The organism is Pseudocitrobacter sp. CD920760, assembly GCF_057782505.1.
In genome coordinates this window covers 12507-33390 of the sequence record NZ_JBWXSY010000002.1, presented here as the reverse complement: position 1 = coordinate 33390, position 20884 = coordinate 12507, and the positions used below count along the sequence as shown (strand labels likewise).

Genomic DNA, 20884 nt, shown 5'->3' with positions numbered 1-20884 from the left:
ATTAGCGGTTAATAAACACCATCACTTTCTCAACGATCTGCCTATGTGTCAGCGTATCCACATCACGCAGCGTAAAATAACGAAACTTCCCTTCTCCAGTGTGAATCTGGGCAAACATGTCCGTGATATTGTCCGTGAAGCGTTCGCTGAGCATAAACGTTGTATTCTCATTTGACGAAACCCAGCGCAGGGGCGGCAGAACTTCGAGCATTTCCGTATAACGATTCAAAGAGATTTCAGTGACCGGCTTTACCGCCGCCTGATGCACTTCAAGCGCCACTTCCTCCCAGGTCAGGATTTTGATGTTCGGAAATTCATTCTGATACTCGGTCAATGTCGTTTTGCTGTACAAGCCAAAATAGTGATCGCTGGTTGGTGGTGTGGTGCTTTCAGGTTTGATGCAGACAATTTCCTGCGGCATAAGACGACCGGGAATGTAAAAATACATATTGGTCATGCGAGGCAGGTGCTGGATCGAGGTATTCATAATTTTAATTCCATCCCGGATGACGGCGGGTGTCCGTCTGGGCATAACGCCCTGTTTCTGATACTAATTATAGCTAAATTGCCCGGATTCATCCAGTTTTATTTACATATTGTGAATTTATTTTTGCCACGTTCCCGCGCCGCTGCCGAACCGTCCAGGAAAAAATCGGGGGTTCCCTTCAGGGTTCCGATTTTTATCCTTGACGGCTCTCCCGGTAATACCCTGCCGGATGGGGGAGGGTTCCCGCAGGGAGCCATCCCCCATGTAAGACCGCCGTTGACCTTCACACACGCCGCCAGACAATCACCGGTACTGATGGCCGCAATCCAGCCCTGAAGTTCGCCCACGGCGAACGGTGAAAGCGCGGGGGCCGTCAGGCCACCTGAAGCGATGCCTTTGACTCTGGGTGACGGATGGACGCCCGAACGGGGCGAGACGCGCAGCGGCTCGATGCGAAGCACGACAGCCGGGTTTTCCGGCAGCGCCGGAAAACACCCCTACATGAAATAAATGCCGTTATGCGTAACGACAAGGAGAACAAACAACAGCAGGAAGATGATGATAATAATGACGACGATGAACAACAGCCATGCCACTATGAAAGCGAAGCGGCAGCGTGGCAGACCTGGAGAGCTAAGGGCGGTTGCCGCAGGCAACCGGCGCGGGGTGTTGGTGTTCGCATGAGGCCGTCCGTCCGAAGGATGATTTTGCGCATGCGCAAAATCACGCAAAGCGCAGGCCATACCCGTCAGGGGCATGCCATACAGCAGACCGGGTGAAGCCCGGTCTTCATCAGCCGGGATTAAAAAAAAACCCCGATTAATCGGGGTTAGTATGGAGGCATCAACCAGAGCTTAAACCCCGGCCAGCCTGTAGGCTTCTTCTTCACTCCCCGCTAATCCATACCAGACTACACGCGCACCGGGAAAATCCATCCTGATACAAGTATTTATTGTTTCTTCAGATCTGGCTGCACGTTCAGAATAGACCGTCATGCAGGGCTTGGATTGTGTTGAGGCAATCCCGTTGATGTTCTGGCCGGGCAAATTGAACATTACGAATGTTTTTGTTTTTGGTGTTGATCGGGTTTCCGTCATGAGCGTAACGGCCAGGTCAAAGCAGGTTTTCGATACATCATAAAAAGAACTATCTTTTTTCATGACGTATTCCATTTTTGTACCCGCTTTTGCGCGTTTAATGGCGTTTTCCCGGCTCTGTTCGTTCGTCCAGCGATTTGTCTGTCTCGCGCTAGGTAACGCAACAGCACCGACCGCATAACACTCTGGCAGGTATCCATCTTTGATGAGGGCTTCAATAAACTCCCTGTAGGTGACGACACTATCTTTAAAGCGGATTTTTTTTTGCAGATGGTTTTCGGCTTTTTTAGCTACTGCATTGAGAATTGTCATAAATTGTTCCTTCCCGTATTCGGCGGGTGTCCGTTAAATGAATTTTATCTCTGGGGGCTGAAAGCCCCCTGTATTTTACTTTCGCATAAACGCCATGCAGCGCTCGATGATTTCACTGTGCGTCAGGGTGCAAAGGTCGCGGAGACGGAAATAGCGAAATTCATTCGGCGCTACGCGAACCCGCGCAAAAATATCCGTCACGTTGCCGCTATACATTTCCATCAGCATGAATGACGACGTTACTCCTTCGAAACAGCAGTTCATCGGCGGGAGCACTTCGAGCATTTCGTCAAAAATTTCTGTCGTGATTTCACTCACCGGCTGTCTAGCCGCATCGTTCGCCTGCGCTTCAACTTCTTCCCATGTCAGCAGCAGGATTGATGGATGTTCTGCCTTGTATTCCTCCAGTGATTTACCGGAGTAAGCACCGCGATAAATATCAGCGGCTGGGGTGGTATCGTCATACGTGCAGCCAGCCGGAATGATCGCCACATCCTGTGGATTGCATTTGCCTGGAATATAGAAATAGAGTTCAGTGCGGGTAACAGTTGCGGTAGTGTTTGAAGTCGTCATTTTGATATACCTTCCCGGATTACGGCGGGTGTCCGTTTTGGCTTAATGCCTTGTTTCTGATAATAATTATAGTTAAAACAGCCGTATTTTACCAGCTAATATTTACATATTGTGAATTTAATTTGTTATATCCCAATGTATACCGCTATAAAAAAAGCCCGTTTAAAACCGGCTTTTAGGTTTATTTCAACATCATCACAAAGTCTTCTGGCGACAGCGTTTTTTTTGCGTACTCAAAAAGGATGTTTCGCTTTTGCTTCATCACTTCAATTTGCTCCAGAGCATAAACCTTCGATGTCTCCGGCAGGTCTTGTAAATCACTATGAATACACATGCTATAACAATCGAGCGTTAAGAGTAGGCCGAGTACATCTGGCGAAACGTCATGCAGGTAGCGGTCGATAGGGGTGATCATCGAGATTCTTTCAATGTGCAGCGGAAAGAAGTAACCCTGACCGTTTTCGATCTCACGGATAGCAAAACCTTTGTGACGGTAGTTGAATACATACTTTGCCGTATAGTCCTGAATAATTTCCGGGATGTATGGGGCAAATGAGCCGAAAAGGTTGATAGTTGCCTGGGTGAGTTCGGCGCGGCTGTTAAGCATGATGGTGTTCATATTTTATATCCTCCCGGATGACGGCGGGTGTCCGTGTGGGCATAACGCCCTGTTTCTGATACTAATTATAGCTAAATTGCCCGGATTCATCCAGTTTTATTTACATATTGTGAATTTATTTTTGCCACGTTCCCGCGCCGCTGCCGAACCGTCCAGGAAAAAATCGGGGGTTCCCTTCAGGGTTCCGATTTTTATCCTTGACGGCTCTCCCGGTAATACCCTGCCGGATGGGGGAGGGTTCCCGCAGGGAGCCATCCCCCATGTAAGACCGCCGTTGACCTTCACACACGCCGCCAGACAATCACCGGTACTGATGGCCGCAATCCAGCCCTGAAGTTCGCCCACGGCGAACGGTGAAAGCGCGGGGGCCGTCAGGCCACCTGAAGCGATGCCTTTGACTCTGGGTGACGGATGGACGCCCGAACGGGGCGAGACGCGCAGCGGCTCGATGCGAAGCACGACAGCCGGGTTTTCCGGTAACGCCGGAAAACACCGCCTGAGCATTCGTCTTTCAGAGAATCTCTTTCAGTTCTCGTTGGATCAGTTTCTTCGCTTGCTGTCTGGCTTTGTGTTTACTGGTGCGAATTACCGAGTCATAGGCGTTAGATTTTCTGTACCCGCGACTTCGGCATAATGAACAGGTACAGCCTTCCCGACTGAAGAACAGCCCGAACGGTTTCATAATTGCTCCTTTACGTTATGGCTTTTTTATTGAAATTTCAGCGGCCATTTTCGGCCAGCGCTTCGAACAACCGTCTTACCTTTAGACGGTCATTAAAGTTGTTAAGCATGTAAGCGAGCGTATAGCGCGTCCTCCTGAATTCCATGCGCAGCGTGTCGCCCGTACTCACCTCGGCGGCAATCCCCAGAATCGATAGCTGGATGAATGCCATGTCAGCGGCAAAGGCGTCATTATCGGTACAGGATACGAACAGTTTTGCTGAGGGGTTAAAGCCTGCATCAGCCAAACCATTTGCGATTTTGATAATTAGCCCTCCCGAACCAACAGCCGGTTCCTGAACGATGGTGAAGCCGTGCTTCTGGATTTCGCTGGCAAAGTCATACTTCATCAATTCAAACTTCAGGCAGGCGAGTGATCCGGGCGTGAAATACTGGCCCATCGCTGTATTTCCCAGTTCCAGGTTCATTACGCATTCACCCAAAAAATCACGGGGGTTTTCCTGTAGTACCTGCGGTAACAGCCGAATCAACGTCTCCAGCATCCCCTTTTCTTTGGGCGAGTAGTCACCAGTCAGTTTTAACGAATTCTCGTTACACTCAGGACTCCCGGCCACAGCAGGATCGATACGGTCAGCAGCAATTCTGCATAACACCGTGAGAACATCACGGGGTGATCGGTGTGTTGTAAGTTGCCTTACGGCCTGCATAAATTGTGTTTCCGCTGATAGCACAATGCCTCCTTATTCTTGCTTTAGTAGAAGGGTGGTAGGATTCCGACCACCATCCTTTTTGCGCATGCGCAAAATCAACCGGGGCAAGCCAGTCAAAAATGAAGGTTCCGGTTTTCCGGCATCGTTGTTTCAACGTAATCACTGGCGCGGGAAATGATTTCATCGTGGGTTAATGAATCTACGTCTCTGAACGTCGCGTAAATTGGCTGATCGTTCATGACTAATGATGCAAAGCAGGTAACGATATCCGCTGCGTTAAACTCGCGGCATTTAAACGAACATCCCCGATTTGAATGGCATTCATCCATAATTTTTGAACCGTGGAACAGGTCAAATGTGCTTTTACTGATCACTTCAACGGACATACGGGCCGCATCGCGGATCGCCGTAATACAGTCATCCATATGTAACATAACCACCTGAGCATTTTGGGCCTGAAGTTGTTCCAGCGTTTCCCCTGAGTTCATACCCCGATTTTGATTGCCGTCCATCTGTACTGGTTCTAAGACGGAATATGAGCCTGGAATATAGAAGTAATACATTATTGTTCCTTCCCGTTGGCGGGTGTCCTGATCGCAATTATGAGTAGCTAAGCCCGGTCAATACGCCCGTAACCCGCGCTTTCGCAGATAAAGCGCCATGCCAGATAAGTGATTGGTGTTTTACCCTCTTTCCAGCAAGCCACTACGGATTCGGCATTTCCCGTCATGACGGCTAACTGGCCCCATTTGATGCTTGCCCGGTTTAACACCTCCGTAATTTCATCGACTGTCGGCGGTGTCCAGTTCGCGACATTGCGCAGAGTTTCTGCGCGTATCTGGACTTCCGGTTTATTGCTATAGCGTTCTTTGGGCTGTGACATAATGATGCCTCCAGTAACCCGGCCACCGTCAGGTGGCCGGGTTGGTGTTAAATTTGACCGCGTTCTGCCATCGAAATGACGTCATTCCCCGCGACGATAAAATGATCCAGTGTTCTGATTTCAAATAACTCCAGTGCGGCCTTAAGCCGTGCCGTGATGTTGATATCTGCGCGGCTTGGATCTGGGGAGCCGGATGGGTGGTTATGCGCAAAAATTACCGCCTGAGCATTCAGCATTAACGCTAACCTGGCGACTTCGCGGGGGCTGATTTGAACGGAGTTGATCGAGCCTGAATGAATGATTTCAAATGAAATTAACTGGTTCTGATTATCCAGATACAGCGCCCCAAAAAATTCTCTTTCCTTGTTTTGAAGGTGCAGGCGCAAATATTGAGTAACGGCATCGGGACTGGTGAATGAATATGACGTTTGCTTAAGACGGGACTCAAGGATGGTCATCGCCAGATTAATTATTGAGTCTTCATGATTCATTGCTGTTTACCTCTCCCGGATTACGGCGGGTGTCCGTTCGGCTTAATGCCTTTTGTGTACCGTCATTATAATACAAATTTGTATCATGACAAAGTAAAATTCACATAATGTAAATAAAAATAGCCCTTTAAAGGGCTATGAAAACATCAGGTTACTGCCGTATTTTTAGACAGTTCGGCATACCAGGCTATGCGATATTGCAGGGGCCGATACGCCAGGGAGCGGGGCGGTAACATGCGATGATAGTAAGCCAGTGAGTAATCAATTTTATTGGCGTATGAGCTAACCAATGCGCAAAAGGCATTGCTGGCTGCTTTATCCGAACCGTCGATAAACGCACTGAGGATAATGTCCAGGCGCTCGCAAGCTTTGAGTAGAATGCTACGGGCGGGGATCTCCGCTTTCACATTGAAATCAAAAACCGGCAAATCATGCTGTTGGATAAGAGCGGAAAATTGGTCGCGAATCGCGATAATTTCAGGATCGGTGCAAACATAGGATTGAGTGGTCATCAGGTATTCTCTCCCGGATTACGGCGGGTGTCCGTGTGGGCTGTAACGCCCTGTTTCTGATACTAATTATAGCTAAATTGCCCGAATTCATCCAGTTTTATTTACATATTGTGAATTTATTTTTGCCACGTTCCCGCGCCACTGCCGAACCGTCCAGGAAAAAATCGGGGGTTCCCTTCAGGGTTCCGATTTTTATCCTTGACGGCTCTCCCGGTAATACCCTGCCGGATGGGGGAGGGTTCCCGCAGGGAGCCATCCCCCATGTAAGACCGCCGTTGACCTTCACACATGCTGCCAGACATTCACCGGCGCTGATGGCCGCAATACTGCCCTGAAGTTCGCCAGCGGCGAACGGTGAAAGCGCGGGGGCCGTCAGGCCACCTGAAACGATGCCGTTGACTCCGGGCGAGGGATGGAAGCCCGAACGGGGCGAGACGCGCAGCGGCTCGATGCGAAGCACGACAGCCGGTTTTTCCGGCAGCGCCGGAAAACGCTCCCTATACAGCATGTAGTTGAAATATTAATTTAATAACACTGCTATTTCTTAATGGACAACAAAGCAGCTACACCGGCCTGAATCACAATAATTATTGCACTTAACTTTTCGAATATTTGCTGAGATAAATTAAATGAATCCTCATGAAATATTCCGTTAAGTATAAGCATCGCAACAATCAATACAGTGCCAACGATTTGTACCATAATAATTACAGTCGCCAAGAACTCATATTTTGAAACCATAATTACATAAAGCACTGCAACAACGACAGCCGTTACTTTTAGGCTAGTTCCGAAGGTATAAGCATGCCAGTTATAATCATTTATGCCTGTATGGTATATAAAGTACATCAGAGCTATGAGTGCGACCATTACTGGAATCATTAAGTAATGTATATTTTCTTTAACAATGTCCTTCATATCCGGCCTCGTCTGGATTGTAATTTTCTATGTTATCGGCAATCATCATGAAAATGTTAATTTTGCGGTTACGTCCGGCGACAGCTATTGAGGAAGTCCAACATGTCGGTGCCATTTTTTGAGACATAGAATTTCACCATCCTGTCATTAAATTCCTGCGCTTTTGCTGCCGGAATACTAATGGGGTCAAATCCATGCTTCATCAGCCAGCCGTTCATCATGTGTCGGCTTGTACGCTTGTTGCCATCAAAGAAAAACTGCTGCAACGCGCCAAACAAAAACATCACCAGCGCACCCTCAAATGGAGGTAGCGTTTTAATGTAGCGAACCCCTTCTGCGAATACCTGGTTCAGCATAGGAGCGCCTGGTATTGTTGGGAGTGGATTATGCTCACCCTGTTCACCTAACGCCACATACGGTGTATATCCTGTTTCCTCACCCTCTCCGCGAAATACGCCCCACTCAAGCGCTTCATTTCGCGCAACAATGTGATCGTCACTTTGTCCAGGTCGATTTTCCCTGTTTTGACCAACTCAATTAATTTTTTACCGCTATCAGCCAGATTAGTAACCTGCTCAGCATCAGACAATTTATGACCGCCAACAGTGACGCCATCGAGCAACGTTTGCACTTCTACATAGGTGAATGGGTTGTTTTCAAGCTTAGCGGCGTCCCATACAAATGAAGGAAGCTGCTGCTTGTAGATACTCAGGGCGCGACGTGTTTCGCCCGGCATGACAGATGGCAGTATGCTGGCTTCCCAGGTAAAGCCTAAAAGGTTTTCAGTCATCGTTTTCATTTTATCCAGCCTCTTTACTTTGATACCGCACAGACATTTTCACGCAAGTTTGCCAATCCAGAACTGATCATCCAGGAACATCCGTCCCTGACGACTATTTGCGTATTCCCCTTCACGCAGCGCATTAAGGTCAGCGTAATGCCATTTCTTTTCAAATTGCACAACTTCACGTTTATCCGGGAAAACACGGCAGGATTGCTGGATAACCTCGTAGGAACCATCATTCAGTTCAAGAACCCGAAAGATAAACTTCTTCGTGTTTTTAGCCACGATATCTTCAAATAGTGTTTTCATACGCTTACATCCATTAATGGTTTTAAGCAGGGATTTTAAAGCGATAATCATGGCGAGTCTCCTTTTTCGGCCAGCATTCCTGCTGGCCGCTTTGATCAGAATGTGTAAGTGGTAGAACGAATGGCTTTAACAAGGTGCTCAGCGGCGGCTCGCTGGCCCTTCGTTGTCGCAATAATTTTTCCTGTCTCGCGACTAACACAACTATCAACCCAGTTCTGGTACACGAAATAAATCTCCCGCGCAGCCATGTTCTTCTTATCGCCCATCGTTTCCAGTCGTTCGACAAGCTCACCGACTGTCATTTCCTCAAGTAGCTGCTTAACAGCAAAGCCAAAGGCATGTTCCATTACTGATGTAAATGTCAGCCATTCCTGGCTGTATTCGCCATAAGTAAACCCGCAGGTATCATTGAGGCCGGTGAACTTCACCCACGCATCCCAGATCAACTGCATTTCCTGCTCGGTACGCCGGGTTGGTACACCCTCAACCAAATAGGTACTAAACCGCTCTGTGGCATCATGCAGAGATTTGAACGATACCCACTTGCAGCCGTTTCGCGTAGAGACGGCATTCCTTTCGAAATCTACTTTTTCTGCCAGAACCGGGTTATTCAGAATAACGCGTTTGACTGACTGACCGATGACGTTCGTCTGATCATACGCAATGTTAATCGCAGCGCTGGGCTTAGAGGCATTACCGTTGATATCTGCGAAAAACTGCTGGCGCGTTTCAATCGGCAGGTTTTCCGTAAGCATTACGGTCACGCTGTGATGACGAATGTCCGGCATGACATCGATTACTTCACGAATACCAGCCTGACGGTGTTGGCCGTCAAAAAGGCGAATTTGAGCATCCATTGGGATTGTCACGTAACCCACAAAAGACTCGTTCATGAGATTCAGTGAAAGCTCACCATCTCAATTACCAATGAGCGGAGGGATGATGTAATCGGTTCCTGATTTAACTGCGTCAATCACATAATCTGCAAAGGCCGAAGCCCTACGACGGTTCAGTTCTCGCTGTGACCGCTCAAGTGTATGCCCTTCATTGTCGAGAGAAAGAAAGCGGCTCAATGCGCCAAACGATACCTGCATGGTGATGATACGCTGCTTACCCTGAAAACCGACAACACACGGATAATCAAAGCCAATGGTTTTTGAAATTGCTGACGGGGTAGTAACTACTTCACTCATTTTATTTGTCCTTCCCGGATTACGGCGGGTGTCCGTGTGGGCGTAATGCCCTGTTTCTGTTTCTAATTATACGCGATCTGGCTAAACCAACAAGGAAATATTTACATATTGTGAATTTATTTTTTGCGCATGCGCAAATTACATCAGTAGTTTAGCCATCGAAATACCGCTGCGGCTGGATAGGCATTCACCAGAGTCAGACCGGCCTCCCGGAAAAACGGCATCCATTGTAGGGGTGTCAGGTGGCCGTGCTGCTTTAAAAGGTTGATGACCTGTTTACGGGACAAAATAACTGGCCCCCCATCCGGGCCTCCATTTTCACACTCATCATAAACATCGCTGTATTCGTACATGCTAATCACCTAAAAAGCGGAACTTATCTGAAGCAATTTGAAAACACCACATCCTCCATCCAGCTATCAAGCTTGCCGTATGCAGGTTGTGAATTTGGGTAACTAATCAGACAGTCGATAATTGCCTGCTCAACACTTTCAGACTCGACATCACAAAGCGCTCCCTGTTGTTCAAAGTAATGCGTAACACGAACGGGATAGCCATTGCGCTTCGGATTTGGGGCAACTACGAAAACACGCCTTTCGCATAAGAGTTCAATCCCATTATGTCTGTGATAAAGGGTGAGCAATGGTTGAATCTGCTGAACGTTCCAGACGTCAATTAAGTCAATGCTGTCCCAGTTAAAACCAGGATGAACCTGGATAAACTCGTCAAACGAGCCGATAACTGAAGCACTGAAAAACTCTCGAAATTCATCCATAACACCCTCCATTCATGATAAGTAATTATATCATGAGAGCATGAATTTAGTTTAATTTATTTACATATTGTGAATAAGAATAGGTATACTCACAAAAGCACTTTTATACCTGTGAAACAGAAGGAGAAAGGTATGAGGATTCTGCGTAGCCAGGTATTCCGGTTGGCCCTAGAACAAAACCCTGCTCAAAAGGATGATATAGCGGCCATGTTCAGTTTACTGAGCCGGATCGAGATAAAGACACCCACTGACTTAACTGCGCTATTTCCCTACGCATCGACTAATGAAAGCGGGGTGACGCAAATCGGGTTTGCAGGCAGTTTTGCTGGGGGAAATTTGATTTTTACAGGCAGGTTTAATTATCCCGGTCAGTTCGTGATGGCTGAAGATATCCTGCCAGCAAAAAGCCAATGAGGACTCATGGATAAAAATAAATTGAATGAAGGTCTGGACATACTGCTTACCGAGCTACCCTGGCTTGGGGGTATCAAAGATGATACCGGCTATAAGGAAGCGTTAGCGTCCCTTTCTGAATTAAGCGGGGATGATACGACTCCGGGCATCCTGCTAAAAGTAATGGCAAATTGCATAGCAGAATATGAAGTATCACGCATACCTGAGCTACTTATTGGCGCTGACGGTACGGTGAGTCATGGTGCTGATGCGCTGATGACTCTGATGCGTCACCGCAAGATAAAAGGGCACGAACTGGCTGAAGCCCTGGAATTAAGCCCTGCGCTTTTGTCATCGATCCTGACAGGAAAGCGCGCTTTAACGATCCCACACATCTGTAAGCTGGCTGATTTCTTTGGTGTCAGCAAGTCAGTGTTTATCTGAGAACGCGGCAGACGTACAAAATTTATTTTTGTGCGCCTGCCGGGTTGGACAAGCCGCAGGCGCGTCAGGATTTAACCGCACTATAACGCCGCCCTACCTCATCAAAATCGAGCAAAAAAAAACCCTGTATGTACAGGGCTTTTGTCATGGGGTGGGTTAATGCTTCAATCTGCCAAAACCTGGCTGACCATATACTTGTTAAAGCTTTTCGTGGTCGGTGTCTGCCAGCGTACCGTTTCACCTGGTTCAACCGATTTCATAACAGTCGTGATGGTATCCACCACGCGGCCATTCTGATAGACATTAAAGCTCATTTTGACGTTCTTCAGAGCCTTGTCTGACGTATTTTTTGCAGCGCCTTTCAGTAAATAAAATGGCTGCTCGTAAGAGACTGAAATACGTGAAACATCAAAAGCACTTTCTACGTCTACTGCGGCAGAAACCTGCGAGGAAGCCATCATTAAAGAAGCGGTAATAAAAGCAGTTTTGATAAAGTTCATAATAGTATTCCGATTAATTAGCGTTATGCGTAACGGTATTTATTTTGATTTTTTAGGCAAAATCACCCAGTTTCAAATTGGTTTAACTGGTTTGATAAATGCCGTTCCAGGGTATTTTTGTTTAATCATGGATTTATTCTCCATGAAAATCAATCTGTGGTTTTCGTGATTTGAGTTAAGTTCAATAAAACCTAATTTAACCCCTTTGCTGTTATAGCAAGCATATCTTCTTTGATTGACCATGTATCACAACCAGCCAGGGGTTAAGGCTTTGAGAAGATGTGCTTTTCTCAGCATACGCTGGCGACTATCGAATAAGTCTTTATTTATAATGCCCTTATTCTTAAGGTAATTATAAAGTTCTGCTGGATAGGATTTATCAGTGCAAGCTCGATCACGAATTTTACAGACATGCTTATACCAATCAGTATAAACCAATGCGTCTTTAACAGAACTAAAGCTGACTGAAACTAATTCTTGATTAAACGTAATTTCAACACGTTTGTATTTGGCAATCACTTTCATGATTATCTCCGGTTATGGGCGCATTGCCCTAATACATATAACCTTAGCATCGGTGATATCTGATGGCAAGGAAAAATTCACAAAATGTAAATTTTTTCCTTTGCGCATGCGCAAACCTTGCCTAGTCGCATGGTACGTAAAAATGCTAGTCCTGGTGGCTACTGAGCGTGTGCAACTGCTGGTAGTATGCTGGTACTTTCTGGAGAGATTACGATGACTTACTACGTTAATGATACGCACCGTATGGTGACATTACTCATATGTGGTACGGATGCTGATGCCACTATCTATGCAGCCTGGGCCAATGAGCATCTGGGTGCAAAGCAGATTCAGGTTGAAGCGAATTGCCTTTCCCTCATTACGAGCGGTGACGAACTGCTGGGCTATTTCGGTTTCTCGATTGATAGCCTGGTAGACAAGTTGTTTTTGATGCTTCCTGTGCGTTCCCGAATTCACACAAACATGGCTTTAATTAAAGCCCTATTACGGGAGCCTAAATTATCTAAGAATCAATGTTGTATCAGGGAGAGTAAAAGCCCAACGCACTATAGCAGGCTCAGTAATACTATAAGCCTGCATGCTAAGTGGGTCAGCGATCTGTCTGGCGGCAGAAACCCTATGCGATTGCTCAGGGCTATAAGAGGTGATCTTTGATTAATAACCTATACCAGAAATATTGTCGAGTTACGACCAGGGAATAATGTTTCCACACAGACAGAACGGGCTTGATAATTAAATTGCGTTACGTATCTTCCACTACCAGACTTTAATGCTGCTTCAGACAGCTTCTTCTGTTCGTCGTTGGTTTCTGACAGGTCGCCAAACAAGTGACGAGCCAGGATCATAGCAACATGAACATCATTGTTGTTCAGAAGGTCGAGCACTTCAGGCTTTATTTCTGGATGGTTGGATAACTCAACAACTGCTGTGGGAGTGATGTTTGACAGGTGCGCTTTCAGCACATCCTCTGTTACTTCTTTGGCAATATAATTGATCGAGGAATGCACTTCACTTTCAGTAAACTGAAATACGTCTGATAATGCCATCGTCAGAATATGAACAAATGACTTTGGTGACTTCGGCAGGAGTAAAATCATGTCCTGTGTGAAATCATCAATTATATAATTCTTTCTGGTTACAGTTTTACATTTACGGACTTCCCGGATATTGCTGAGCATGCTAACCTCAATATAATTATCGTACTCAATTCAAAGGGTAATATATATGGCAAAGCTATCCTTTACAGAAAAGAAAAAACTTGAGGAAAGCCTGAAATATGTTCCTTTACCTAAAATGTGCGATACGGAAGATAACCTATGGATAAAGACTTATCTTAAACGTCTGCCTGAACGTTATCGGCAGGAAATCGCAAACCTTTATAGTATTATTTTCCTTAGAAAGCTGCATGACAGAAACCTTCATGACCTCAAACGCAAAGGCGAAGCCAGAAGGTATGCCAACGCACTGCTGCATAATATCGTGCATCTTTATGAAAAGAGCAACAAAAATGATAATGATTGTTAATACCATCACGTTAATACAATATTCCCGTCGCATCGGTAAGTAGCGTAACCGGCATTTTCTAGTTCCCTTACTGAACCTGCTATTTCGCTGTCTAACTTTAGCATAGCTGAATTGATTTTTAACGCCGCCTGACGGTCGCTTTCTGTAAACAACTTATTAGAATTCAGTACATTGTCAATCATCGGTTGTAGTTCTCGCGATGTTGCAAGCCCAAATAATAAGCTTGGAATGTTTACCGAGGCTAAATTATTACCCTTGTAAAATATTATTATCTTGGATGTTATATCAGGGTTACTAAATTCTTTGAACCGGGTTCGATATTCTGTTCTGGATTCGTGCTCCCGCTTAAAATGGTACGCTTTCTCTAACCACTCGCGCCACTTCCCGCTGTATTGTCCAATATCCACACCACGCTCTGCGGCTGAATAGCCCCAGAACGCCCATTCTTTATCGGTAAATGGAATCTTTCCCAAGCCCTCAGTGATTGAGAGGGCTGTTACGATGGCCCACTGGGGAACATCTGTCGTGCTTCCCCAACGGGCAATAGTATTACTGGCAGGTGGAGTAACGCTCTTTCTCAGACCTAGTTTAACCGCGCTGTGCGTGAGTAGTGCTATTGCATCAGCGCGGGTAAGCTCCCTTACCCTCATCATGTAAGAGAGATAGATAGAAATTGGGTAATCCCGTTCCTTCAGCAAGAGCGAGTACATTGCCTCACTCCTTGTAGATTACGGTCTTGTAAACGAAATCACTTTCATTTGCGAGTTTGACTACACCATCAACGGATACCCAGACAAATCCACTGGTTTCCTTATCAGCCATATCAGCGCCGATCACATCCTGGGAAACGTTGACCAGCAGTTCGCATTTTACGCCGTTCACCTCACCCCAAATGGTAGCTTTCAGCATCCCTTTCGATGGTTTTTTGGCGCGGTTCTGACTGGCTTGTTGGGTAGTTTTCCCTGATTCGTTAGAGCCTTTGCTGAGCCATTGCTCGAAGCTCTTAACGTCCTGGTATTCCTCTACACTTATTGCATCTTTATCTGCGGTGACAGATTCAGCCCATTCGCTCAGGAGTGTTTTTGCGTACTTAACAGCATCATCTTCAGAAGCATGCACCGGAGATTCGTTGAATGTCTTACTCGACGTGATGCCGTGTTCGAAAATGGTTTCCAGCGCCCCCAGGAATCCTTTTTCAGTCTGCTTAACCAGCAGGTTAATCCGGCCCGTTTTAAACTGATAGTCCATGTAGGCAATTGCAACAATTTCATTTTCTACGGGGTCGGCTGAAGCTGAATCATTTTGCGCATGCGCAAAATCATTACCGGTCTTCACTTCAGCAATAGCAGATACAGGGGCCGCAACAGAGCCGGTTTTCTTCGCACGACGTACCGTTGCGCGGTCAAGCTCCGTTTTCTCGACAAGTTCATTAAAAAGGTCGGGCTGAGATTCCTGGATTTTTACGAGCGTCACCAGTGTCTCGATATCTTCCGTTCTGCCTGTATTGATGATCTCTTTGATTTCTGGGGAAGCATTACGCAGGGATAACAGGCGTGATACGGTGGTATTTCCCCCTTTAAGGCCCAGCCCTTCGGCAATTTCCTGCTGTGAAACCGTTACACCGGCCTCTTTAGCCATGTCGATGTAGTTGCCTATAAAGTTAGCCCGGTCAATGATTGACATGTTATCGCGCTGAATATTGTTTTTGCCACGCTGCCAGTAATTGACGTGGGCAGGCTGATCGGCCAGCTTGCGATCAACCAGCACCTTTAGTCGAAAATCCGGTTTTGCTTTGATGGCCTGTTTCGCCGCTTCGTGTCGTGTTGCGCCATGCTGAATACGATAGCCGTGCTCATCTTTTGGATACACTTGGCAGGGTTCATGCTGGCCTTCTTCGGGGTTCAGAAAATCCCTTACGTAAGAAGCCACTAACACCGGATCAAAGGTGGTACGCGGGTTTTCTGCATCGGTATAGCATTCGTCAGGATGCACATAAAGCAACTGCCCGGCATTGTTCGCGCTGTTCTGCTGTGCAACCTGAGAAATGCTGCTGAGTGAACCTGCTACGTTATTTTTCTTAAAGCTCATTATGCCACCTCGTTAAAAATATGATTTAAAACCGCTTTCATTTCTTTTGCCGCCGTTCTGCCATTGCCATCCCGATATTTCCAGACAGGCTGGGAATCACTAAGTGTTGCGCCGGTAGGCGAACGATATGGCAACAATGGCGTGATATTCAGCCCTTCAAAAGAAAGCAACTGGTCATAAAATTCCTTGTCGCGTTTGCGGCGAGAATCATACTTATTAGGAAGAACGATGCAGGCTGGCATTTGGTAAATTTCATTACCCGCTTCATTGTTCAGATGAGTGACCAACTGAGAGGTGATAGTCAGCACATCTACTACGCCATTAATGGAAATCTTGTTAAGTTCGCTGGTCACAACAGTAGTGGTAGAAGCCAGCAGGGATGCCTGCTGGCGGTTCCCTTCACTCGGTGGTGAATCAATAACAATCAGATCGAATTCTTCACGCAGCGCAGCCATATGCTTCGCCGGGAACGTATAAATACCTTCACTGAAAGGAATACCATCAACATCTTTCATAAAGTGGTCGGCTGGGAGAAAGAATATATTTTCGTCCAGTTGATAAATTGGGTTTTCAATCCCTTCCTCAGTGAATAAATCACTGGCGGTCGCGAATTCTGGTAGTTCAGGCGTGGTAGAGCCGGTGAAAACTTCGGTCAGGTGTTTGTCGAAATCGATACCCAGAACTTTAAGGCCAAGCTCTGCGGCGTACCAAATTTGATGGGCTGCGGATGTAGTTTTACCGACGCCACCTTTTGCATTGCCGTTAGATATAACAGGGCATTTTGCACGGATGGCCTTTAAAACAGCGTCACTGATGGTAGAAACCTTCAATGCCACTGCGGGTTTGCGCTTCTGCTGCGTCTTTGTCATTCGACAAATCTCCGGTTATGGATTTCTTATCCCCGTCAGCATTTGCTGACATTCAAAATATAACAGATAAGTGTTATAGATTACAACCTTAAATTTCCTCATTTTGCGCATGCGCAAAAATGAAAGATTCATCAACCTACTGATATTACTAGTAGCCTGTTGACGTGCTACATGTTTATGATACATATTTATATCATGTAAATTTGTAACAGTAAACCGTTACAGGAGAGAGCCAGTGTTAACAGAGAAACGCCGCCGAGGGCCACCTAAATCTGACACCGCCCCACTGAGTGGGAAAGAACGAGCCAGACGGCACAGGAATAAAATCAAGGAAACCGGAAGCACTGAAGTCAGGACGTGCTTTGATGTTGATGAGTTAAAAGTTCTCATGGAAGTTAGAGAACAGTGGAGTTTACCCCAGGCATCGAGCCATGCCGACATAATCAGAGCTATGGCGGTGGTACTGTCAGGACATACACTGGTAACGACTGGTAAACGTATAAAAGCAACGATCTCTGTGACTGACGCGTATGACGAAACGCAAGAATGAGATATTTTCCGATCAGTCAGACATTCCGGCCAGACTCATCAGGAAAAGAAATACTTCAACTGCTTTCTTACTGACCTCTAAGCGGTATCAGAAATCGATTTTGATACGATCCAGTCTCAAAATGACCAGAAGACGATATTTGGAACCGCTTTTTTGGCCCGAATACGCAGTCTCATAAGTCTTAATATTTCATACTGTTAATTCGCTAACGTGGTTTTTCGCACGGTTGGCCCTCGAACCCCTTTCAAGCTTAACGAATGGAAGGGACTTCCCCTAGATATGCGCCTGATTAACTTTCGTGCAATCATAGGATAAACATTGACCCAGAGGGATTCGTTATGACCATCACCACTGTCGGTATCGATCTTGCTAAAAATGTGTTTGCTGTTCACTGCATTGACCAAAATGGTAAAGCTGTTCTGGTTAAACCCAAGGTGTCGCGTGCAGCACTTTCTGAACTCATCGCAGGTTTACCTCCCTGTGTCATTGGAATGGAAGCCTGCTCGGGTGCCCACTATTGGGCAAGATTATTCAGGCAGTATGGCCATGATGTCCGGTTGATGGCTCCGAAATTTGTCTCACCCTATCGCATGGCGGGTAAGACCGGGAAAAATGATGCAGCTGATGCAATAGCTATTTGTGAGGCAGTGCAGCGGCCGCATATGCGCTTTGTACCAGTCAAAGACGAAAGCCAGCAGACAATGCAATGCTTACATCGGACAAGACAGGGATTTATCCAGGAAAGAACAGCAACGTATAACCGTCTTCGGGGCCTGATATCTGAATTCGGGGTTATTGCCCCACAAAGCACTGATGCTCTGCGTCATGTTGTTTCTGACCAGAAGGAAACTCTGCCAGTACAGGTTAGGCTGTGCATTGATGATCTATTGACACATGTCACTAATATTGAAGAGAAAATCGCCGAATATGACAGGGTATTATCTCGTGTGGCCAAAACAGATCATCGCAGCCAGCAGTTAATGGAACTGAAAGGTGTTGGGCCCACCACAGCGAGTGCGCTGGTCGCCAGTATTGGCAATGCCCATGATTTTAAGAACGGGCGCCAACTGGCAGCCTGGTTGGGGCTAACGCCATCACAATACAGTAGTGGCGGAAAATCAAAGCTTGGCAGGATAACAAAAGCGGGTGATGCCTATCTGCGAACCCTACTGGTCCAGGGAGCCCGTTCTGTAATGGTAGGGGCAGAGAATAGAACGGACCCGTTTAGCCGTTGGGTCTGCTCGTTGATTGGTAGGCGGGGATACTGGCGTGCTGTCGTTGCAATCGCCGCCAAGAATGCGAGGTTGTGCTGGGCATCATTACATTACGGCGATGACTTCAGACTGTATTCAACAACATGAAAAATTTAACTGAGTAGTAACTGAACTGTAAATTGTTGATGGTAAAGGGTTAGACCCCCGTGAGAAGTATCTGCATATCCTACTGGATATCACTATCCGATTAACGAAGGAGGATCTCACGAGCGTCTTTCATCAGGGTCCGAATCACTAGCGATTCAGCATGACCGTTTATAGTAGCGCAGTCTTATCCCTTGCCTTTCATTGATGAACAGACAGAAATTAAAAACCGGCGTTGACTGTTCGGGGAAGCCCTTATAGTAGGATAATTTCCGAATTCCAAGCGGACCCCAAGTAGAAAGGTCAAAAAACAACCTTAACGTACAATAATTTTCGATATCCAAACTGACCCCTATCATCAAGAATCAAATCCATAAGTTATTATTCATCAGAAAAAGTGCTGGAGGTGGCTTTTGTTGATTTAGTTACCTATCAGTTCATAAAAGTGTCTGAAAAGACTCACAATGACTTTCTAACGGCAAAATCCAAAGATCGTTTTTTTGATGGTGTAATTAAAGGTAAATACCTTTGCCGAAAACAGGGGTAGCCTGCAGTTGCTCACGACTATGAGGTAGCGATCAGACTGGCGAGCAGTGCGCAGCCAGTTAAACTATGCCCGTAGGGCATAAAAGGCGATGCACAGACCCATAATAGGGGTCTGACGCTCAGTGGAACGAAAACTCACGTTAAGGGATTTTGGTCATGAGATTATCAAAAAGGATCTTCACCTAGATCCTTTTAAATTAAAAATGAAGTTTTAAATCAATCTAAAGTATATATGAGTAAACTTGGTCTGACAGTTACCAATGCTTAATCAGTGAGGCACCTATCTCAGCGATCTGTCTATTTCGTTCATCCATAGTTGCCTGACTCCCCGTCGTGTAGATAACTACGATACGGGAGGGCTTACCATCTGGCCCCAGTGCTGCAATGATACCGCGAGACCCACGCTCACCGGCTCCAGATTTATCAGCAATAAACCAGCCAGCCGGAAGGGCCGAGCGCAGAAGTGGTCCTGCAACTTTATCCGCCTCCATCCAGTCTATTAATTGTTGCCGGGAAGCTAGAGTAAGTAGTTCGCCAGTTAATAGTTTGCGCAACGTTGTTGCCATTGCTGCAGGCATCGTGGTGTCACGCTCGTCGTTTGGTATGGCTTCATTCAGCTCCGGTTCCCAACGATCAAGGCGAGTTACATGATCCCCCATGTTGTGCAAAAAAGCGGTTAGCTCCTTCGGTCCTCCGATCGTTGTCAGAAGTAAGTTGGCAGCAGTGTTATCACTCATGGTTATGGCAGCACTGCATAATTCTCTTACTGTCATGCCATCCGTAAGATGCTTTTCTGTGACTGGTGAGTACTCAACCAAGTCATTCTGAGAATAGTGTATGCGGCGACCGAGTTGCTCTTGCCCGGCGTCAACACGGGATAATACCGCGCCACATAGCAGAACTTTAAAAGTGCTCATCATTGGAAAACGTTCTTCGGGGCGAAAACTCTCAAGGATCTTACCGCTGTTGAGATCCAGTTCGATGTAACCCACTCGTGCACCCAACTGATCTTCAGCATCTTTTACTTTCACCAGCGTTTCTGGGTGAGCAAAAACAGGAAGGCAAAATGCCGCAAAAAAGGGAATAAGGGCGACACGGAAATGTTGAATACTCATACTCTTCCTTTTTCAATATTATTGAAGCATTTATCAGGGTTATTGTCTCATGAGCGGATACATATTTGAATGTATTTAGAAAAATAAACAAATAGGGGTTCCGCGCACATTTCCCCGAAAAGTGCCACCTGACGTCTAAGAAACCATTATTATCATGACATTAACCTATAAAAATAGGCGTATCACGAGGCCCTTTCGTCTTCAAGAATTTTATAAACCGTGGAGCGGGCAATACTGAGCTGATGAGCAATTTCCGTTGCACCAGTGCCCTTCTGATGAAGCGTCAGCACGACGTTCCTGTCCACGGTACGCCTGCGGCCAAATTTGATTCCTTTCAGCTTTGCTTCCTGTCGGCCCTCATTCGTGCGCTCTAGGATCCTCCGGCGTTCAGCCTGTGCCACAGCCGACAGGATGGTGACCACCATTTGCCCCATATCACCGTCGGTACTGATCCCGTCGTCAATAAACCGAACCGCTACACCCTGAGCATCAAACTCTTTTCATGATATATCTCCCAATTTGTGTAGGGCTTATTATGCACGCTTAAAAATAATAAAAGCAGACTTGACCTGATAGTTTGGCTGTGAGCAATTATGTGCTTAGTGCATCTAACGTTCAAGGTGAGCGG

The 20884-nt window shown here is 46.4% G+C and carries 30 protein-coding genes and 3 pseudogenes; 7 read left to right on the top strand and 26 right to left on the bottom strand.

All coding sequences use genetic code 11. The annotated features are described in order from the left end of the window. Nucleotide 1: 1 nt before the first annotated feature. Both AC1MKH_RS25075 and AC1MKH_RS25070 read right to left on the bottom strand, forming a co-directional pair. A complete protein-coding gene (locus AC1MKH_RS25075; protein WP_488452251.1) occupies nt 2-487 on the bottom strand; it encodes a DUF1419 domain-containing protein in 486 nt (161 codons plus the stop codon). 98 nt (nt 488-585) lie between these two features. Continuing rightward, nucleotides 586-948 carry a hypothetical protein gene (locus tag AC1MKH_RS25070; protein ID WP_488452250.1) on the bottom strand — a complete coding sequence of 121 codons (363 nt, stop codon included), beginning with the start codon at nt 946-948 and terminating at the stop codon, nt 586-588. Between the two features lie 57 nt (nt 949-1005). On the opposite strand from AC1MKH_RS25070, the gene AC1MKH_RS25065 reads away from it, so the two are divergent. Next, complete coding sequence (locus AC1MKH_RS25065; protein ID WP_488452249.1) at nt 1006-1266, top strand: hypothetical protein; 261 nt, start codon at nt 1006-1008, stop codon at nt 1264-1266. 75 nt (nt 1267-1341) lie between these two features. Here AC1MKH_RS25065 and AC1MKH_RS25060 read toward each other — a convergent pair whose 3' ends face one another. The 16 genes and pseudogenes from AC1MKH_RS25060 to AC1MKH_RS24985 form a co-directional block, all read right to left on the bottom strand. Then, on the bottom strand, nt 1342-1896 hold the full coding sequence (locus tag AC1MKH_RS25060; protein ID WP_488452248.1) for a hypothetical protein: 555 nt from the start codon (nt 1894-1896) through the stop codon (nt 1342-1344). 75 nt (nt 1897-1971) lie between these two features. After that, on the bottom strand, nt 1972-2469 hold the full coding sequence (locus tag AC1MKH_RS25055; RefSeq protein WP_488452247.1) for a DUF1419 domain-containing protein: 498 nt from the start codon (nt 2467-2469) through the stop codon (nt 1972-1974). Nucleotides 2470-2650: 181 nt separating this feature from the next. After that, nucleotides 2651-3088, bottom strand: coding sequence for a hypothetical protein (locus AC1MKH_RS25050; protein WP_488452246.1), 438 nt, complete (start codon nt 3086-3088; stop codon nt 2651-2653). Nucleotides 3089-3184: 96 nt separating this feature from the next. Beyond that, nucleotides 3185-3592, bottom strand: coding sequence for a hypothetical protein (locus AC1MKH_RS25045; protein ID WP_488452245.1), 408 nt, complete (start codon nt 3590-3592; stop codon nt 3185-3187). Between the two features lie 215 nt (nt 3593-3807). Then, entirely contained in the window at nt 3808-4500 is a 693-nt protein-coding gene (locus tag AC1MKH_RS25040; RefSeq protein WP_488452244.1) for an N-6 DNA methylase, read from the bottom strand. Nucleotides 4501-4592: 92 nt separating this feature from the next. Beyond that, nucleotides 4593-5042, bottom strand: coding sequence for a hypothetical protein (locus tag AC1MKH_RS25035; protein ID WP_488452243.1), 450 nt, complete (start codon nt 5040-5042; stop codon nt 4593-4595). A 47-nt stretch (nt 5043-5089) separates the two neighbouring features. After that, nucleotides 5090-5362 (bottom strand): hypothetical protein, encoded by a 273-nt coding sequence (locus tag AC1MKH_RS25030; RefSeq protein WP_488452242.1) that lies wholly within the window; start codon nt 5360-5362, stop codon nt 5090-5092. Nucleotides 5363-5409: 47 nt separating this feature from the next. Continuing rightward, entirely contained in the window at nt 5410-5853 is a 444-nt protein-coding gene (locus AC1MKH_RS25025) for a JAB domain-containing protein (RefSeq protein WP_488452241.1), read from the bottom strand. 146 nt (nt 5854-5999) lie between these two features. Next, a complete protein-coding gene (locus AC1MKH_RS25020) occupies nt 6000-6365 on the bottom strand; it encodes a hypothetical protein (protein ID WP_488452240.1) in 366 nt (121 codons plus the stop codon). 97 nt (nt 6366-6462) lie between these two features. Continuing rightward, a complete protein-coding gene (locus tag AC1MKH_RS25015) occupies nt 6463-6873 on the bottom strand; it encodes a hypothetical protein (protein WP_488452239.1) in 411 nt (136 codons plus the stop codon). A gap of 29 nt (nt 6874-6902) precedes the next feature. Then, nucleotides 6903-7283, bottom strand: a complete 381-nt coding sequence (locus AC1MKH_RS25010; protein WP_488452238.1) for a hypothetical protein — start codon at nt 7281-7283, stop codon at nt 6903-6905. Between the two features lie 68 nt (nt 7284-7351). Beyond that, nucleotides 7352-8073 (bottom strand): annotated as a pseudogene (locus AC1MKH_RS25005) (Fic family protein). A 48-nt stretch (nt 8074-8121) separates the two neighbouring features. Further along, nucleotides 8122-8427: a hypothetical protein gene (locus AC1MKH_RS25000; protein ID WP_488452237.1), complete on the bottom strand. Its 306-nt coding sequence runs from the start codon at nt 8425-8427 to the stop codon at nt 8122-8124. A gap of 44 nt (nt 8428-8471) precedes the next feature. Beyond that, nucleotides 8472-9470: pseudogene (locus tag AC1MKH_RS24995) on the bottom strand (DGQHR domain-containing protein). A 242-nt stretch (nt 9471-9712) separates the two neighbouring features. Further along, nucleotides 9713-9922: a hypothetical protein gene (locus AC1MKH_RS24990; protein WP_488452236.1), complete on the bottom strand. Its 210-nt coding sequence runs from the start codon at nt 9920-9922 to the stop codon at nt 9713-9715. 23 nt (nt 9923-9945) lie between these two features. After that, on the bottom strand, nt 9946-10344 hold the full coding sequence (locus AC1MKH_RS24985) for a hypothetical protein (RefSeq protein ID WP_488452235.1): 399 nt from the start codon (nt 10342-10344) through the stop codon (nt 9946-9948). Between the two features lie 132 nt (nt 10345-10476). On the opposite strand from AC1MKH_RS24985, the gene AC1MKH_RS24980 reads away from it, so the two are divergent. Continuing rightward, nucleotides 10477-10758 carry a hypothetical protein gene (locus tag AC1MKH_RS24980; protein ID WP_488452234.1) on the top strand — a complete coding sequence of 94 codons (282 nt, stop codon included), beginning with the start codon at nt 10477-10479 and terminating at the stop codon, nt 10756-10758. 6 nt (nt 10759-10764) lie between these two features. Next, nucleotides 10765-11181 carry a helix-turn-helix domain-containing protein gene (locus AC1MKH_RS24975; RefSeq protein WP_488452233.1) on the top strand — a complete coding sequence of 139 codons (417 nt, stop codon included), beginning with the start codon at nt 10765-10767 and terminating at the stop codon, nt 11179-11181. A 164-nt stretch (nt 11182-11345) separates the two neighbouring features. Here AC1MKH_RS24975 and AC1MKH_RS24970 read toward each other — a convergent pair whose 3' ends face one another. Both AC1MKH_RS24970 and AC1MKH_RS24965 read right to left on the bottom strand, forming a co-directional pair. Next, the gene (locus AC1MKH_RS24970) at nt 11346-11681 is read right to left on the bottom strand and encodes an FxLYD domain-containing protein (RefSeq protein ID WP_488452232.1); all 336 of its coding nucleotides are present in this window, start codon (nt 11679-11681) and stop codon (nt 11346-11348) included. Nucleotides 11682-11927: 246 nt separating this feature from the next. Further along, nucleotides 11928-12206 (bottom strand): hypothetical protein, encoded by a 279-nt coding sequence (locus AC1MKH_RS24965; RefSeq protein ID WP_488452231.1) that lies wholly within the window; start codon nt 12204-12206, stop codon nt 11928-11930. Nucleotides 12207-12419: 213 nt separating this feature from the next. Between AC1MKH_RS24965 and AC1MKH_RS24960 the strand changes: the two genes are divergently transcribed. Then, nucleotides 12420-12860: a hypothetical protein gene (locus AC1MKH_RS24960; RefSeq protein WP_488452230.1), complete on the top strand. Its 441-nt coding sequence runs from the start codon at nt 12420-12422 to the stop codon at nt 12858-12860. Nucleotides 12861-12868: 8 nt separating this feature from the next. Here AC1MKH_RS24960 and AC1MKH_RS24955 read toward each other — a convergent pair whose 3' ends face one another. Continuing rightward, complete coding sequence (locus AC1MKH_RS24955) at nt 12869-13384, bottom strand: hypothetical protein (protein ID WP_488452229.1); 516 nt, start codon at nt 13382-13384, stop codon at nt 12869-12871. A gap of 46 nt (nt 13385-13430) precedes the next feature. Here AC1MKH_RS24955 and AC1MKH_RS24950 point away from each other — a divergent pair, with 46 nt between their 5' ends. Continuing rightward, nucleotides 13431-13730, top strand: coding sequence for a hypothetical protein (locus AC1MKH_RS24950; RefSeq protein WP_488452228.1), 300 nt, complete (start codon nt 13431-13433; stop codon nt 13728-13730). Between the two features lie 5 nt (nt 13731-13735). Here the strand turns inward: AC1MKH_RS24950 and AC1MKH_RS24945 are convergent, their stop codons facing one another. Genes AC1MKH_RS24945 through AC1MKH_RS24935 form a run of 3 tightly spaced genes read right to left on the bottom strand, consistent with a single transcriptional unit; the run spans nt 13736 to nt 16687 of the window. Further along, nucleotides 13736-14440: a hypothetical protein gene (locus AC1MKH_RS24945; protein WP_488452227.1), complete on the bottom strand. Its 705-nt coding sequence runs from the start codon at nt 14438-14440 to the stop codon at nt 13736-13738. 4 nt (nt 14441-14444) lie between these two features. Beyond that, entirely contained in the window at nt 14445-15818 is a 1374-nt protein-coding gene (locus AC1MKH_RS24940; protein WP_488452226.1) for a ParB/RepB/Spo0J family partition protein, read from the bottom strand. Continuing rightward, a complete protein-coding gene (locus tag AC1MKH_RS24935) occupies nt 15818-16687 on the bottom strand; it encodes a ParA family protein (protein ID WP_488452225.1) in 870 nt (289 codons plus the stop codon). Before AC1MKH_RS24935 ends, AC1MKH_RS24940 begins: the two co-directional genes overlap by 1 nt. An 888-nt stretch (nt 16688-17575) precedes the next feature. Between AC1MKH_RS24935 and AC1MKH_RS24930 the strand changes: the two genes are divergently transcribed. Together AC1MKH_RS24930 and AC1MKH_RS24925 are read left to right on the top strand one after the other, a co-directional pair. After that, a complete protein-coding gene (locus tag AC1MKH_RS24930; RefSeq protein ID WP_488452224.1) occupies nt 17576-18598 on the top strand; it encodes an IS110-like element IS5708 family transposase in 1023 nt (340 codons plus the stop codon). 361 nt (nt 18599-18959) lie between these two features. Further along, on the top strand, nt 18960-19142 hold the full coding sequence (locus AC1MKH_RS24925) for a KTSC domain-containing protein (protein ID WP_488452274.1): 183 nt from the start codon (nt 18960-18962) through the stop codon (nt 19140-19142). Between the two features lie 253 nt (nt 19143-19395). On the opposite strand, the gene AC1MKH_RS24920 is transcribed toward AC1MKH_RS24925, so the two are convergent. After that, nucleotides 19396-20256, bottom strand: coding sequence for a broad-spectrum class A beta-lactamase TEM-1 (locus tag AC1MKH_RS24920; protein WP_000027057.1), 861 nt, complete (start codon nt 20254-20256; stop codon nt 19396-19398). 182 nt (nt 20257-20438) lie between these two features. Beyond that, a pseudogene (locus tag AC1MKH_RS24915) lies at nt 20439-20756 on the bottom strand (recombinase family protein); the annotation flags it as partial. Between the last annotated feature and the right edge of the window lie 128 nt (nt 20757-20884).

Bases quoted from the DNA above. Each gene is read 5' to 3' on its own strand.
- AC1MKH_RS25000 (WP_488452237.1), bottom strand. From the start codon at position 8,427: ATGATTATCGCTTTAAAATCCCTGCTTAAAACCATTAATGGATGTAAG.
- AC1MKH_RS24980 (WP_488452234.1), top strand. From the start codon at position 10,477: ATGAGGATTCTGCGTAGCCAGGTATTCCGGTTGGCCCTAGAACAAAAC.
- AC1MKH_RS24985 (WP_488452235.1), bottom strand. From the start codon at position 10,344: ATGGATGAATTTCGAGAGTTTTTCAGTGCTTCAGTTATCGGCTCGTTT.
- AC1MKH_RS25035 (WP_488452243.1), bottom strand. From the start codon at position 5,042: ATGTATTACTTCTATATTCCAGGCTCATATTCCGTCTTAGAACCAGTA.
- AC1MKH_RS24920 (WP_000027057.1), bottom strand. From the start codon at position 20,256: ATGAGTATTCAACATTTCCGTGTCGCCCTTATTCCCTTTTTTGCGGCA.
- AC1MKH_RS24935 (WP_488452225.1), bottom strand. From the start codon at position 16,687: ATGACAAAGACGCAGCAGAAGCGCAAACCCGCAGTGGCATTGAAGGTT.
- AC1MKH_RS24940 (WP_488452226.1), bottom strand. From the start codon at position 15,818: ATGAGCTTTAAGAAAAATAACGTAGCAGGTTCACTCAGCAGCATTTCT.
- AC1MKH_RS25025 (WP_488452241.1), bottom strand. From the start codon at position 5,853: ATGAATCATGAAGACTCAATAATTAATCTGGCGATGACCATCCTTGAG.
- AC1MKH_RS25060 (WP_488452248.1), bottom strand. From the start codon at position 1,896: ATGACAATTCTCAATGCAGTAGCTAAAAAAGCCGAAAACCATCTGCAA.
- AC1MKH_RS24990 (WP_488452236.1), bottom strand. From the start codon at position 9,922: ATGTACGAATACAGCGATGTTTATGATGAGTGTGAAAATGGAGGCCCG.
- AC1MKH_RS24975 (WP_488452233.1), top strand. From the start codon at position 10,765: ATGGATAAAAATAAATTGAATGAAGGTCTGGACATACTGCTTACCGAG.
- AC1MKH_RS24930 (WP_488452224.1), top strand. From the start codon at position 17,576: ATGACCATCACCACTGTCGGTATCGATCTTGCTAAAAATGTGTTTGCT.
- AC1MKH_RS25050 (WP_488452246.1), bottom strand. From the start codon at position 3,088: ATGAACACCATCATGCTTAACAGCCGCGCCGAACTCACCCAGGCAACT.
- AC1MKH_RS24960 (WP_488452230.1), top strand. From the start codon at position 12,420: ATGACTTACTACGTTAATGATACGCACCGTATGGTGACATTACTCATA.
- AC1MKH_RS24955 (WP_488452229.1), bottom strand. From the start codon at position 13,384: ATGCTCAGCAATATCCGGGAAGTCCGTAAATGTAAAACTGTAACCAGA.
- AC1MKH_RS24950 (WP_488452228.1), top strand. From the start codon at position 13,431: ATGGCAAAGCTATCCTTTACAGAAAAGAAAAAACTTGAGGAAAGCCTG.
- AC1MKH_RS24970 (WP_488452232.1), bottom strand. From the start codon at position 11,681: ATGAACTTTATCAAAACTGCTTTTATTACCGCTTCTTTAATGATGGCT.
- AC1MKH_RS24965 (WP_488452231.1), bottom strand. From the start codon at position 12,206: ATGAAAGTGATTGCCAAATACAAACGTGTTGAAATTACGTTTAATCAA.
- AC1MKH_RS25015 (WP_488452239.1), bottom strand. From the start codon at position 6,873: ATGCTGTATAGGGAGCGTTTTCCGGCGCTGCCGGAAAAACCGGCTGTC.
- AC1MKH_RS25045 (WP_488452245.1), bottom strand. From the start codon at position 3,592: ATGCTCAGGCGGTGTTTTCCGGCGTTACCGGAAAACCCGGCTGTCGTG.
- AC1MKH_RS25010 (WP_488452238.1), bottom strand. From the start codon at position 7,283: ATGAAGGACATTGTTAAAGAAAATATACATTACTTAATGATTCCAGTA.
- AC1MKH_RS24945 (WP_488452227.1), bottom strand. From the start codon at position 14,440: ATGTACTCGCTCTTGCTGAAGGAACGGGATTACCCAATTTCTATCTAT.
- AC1MKH_RS25055 (WP_488452247.1), bottom strand. From the start codon at position 2,469: ATGACGACTTCAAACACTACCGCAACTGTTACCCGCACTGAACTCTAT.
- AC1MKH_RS25075 (WP_488452251.1), bottom strand. From the start codon at position 487: ATGAATACCTCGATCCAGCACCTGCCTCGCATGACCAATATGTATTTT.
- AC1MKH_RS25020 (WP_488452240.1), bottom strand. From the start codon at position 6,365: ATGACCACTCAATCCTATGTTTGCACCGATCCTGAAATTATCGCGATT.
- AC1MKH_RS25065 (WP_488452249.1), top strand. From the start codon at position 1,006: ATGCGTAACGACAAGGAGAACAAACAACAGCAGGAAGATGATGATAAT.
- AC1MKH_RS25030 (WP_488452242.1), bottom strand. From the start codon at position 5,362: ATGTCACAGCCCAAAGAACGCTATAGCAATAAACCGGAAGTCCAGATA.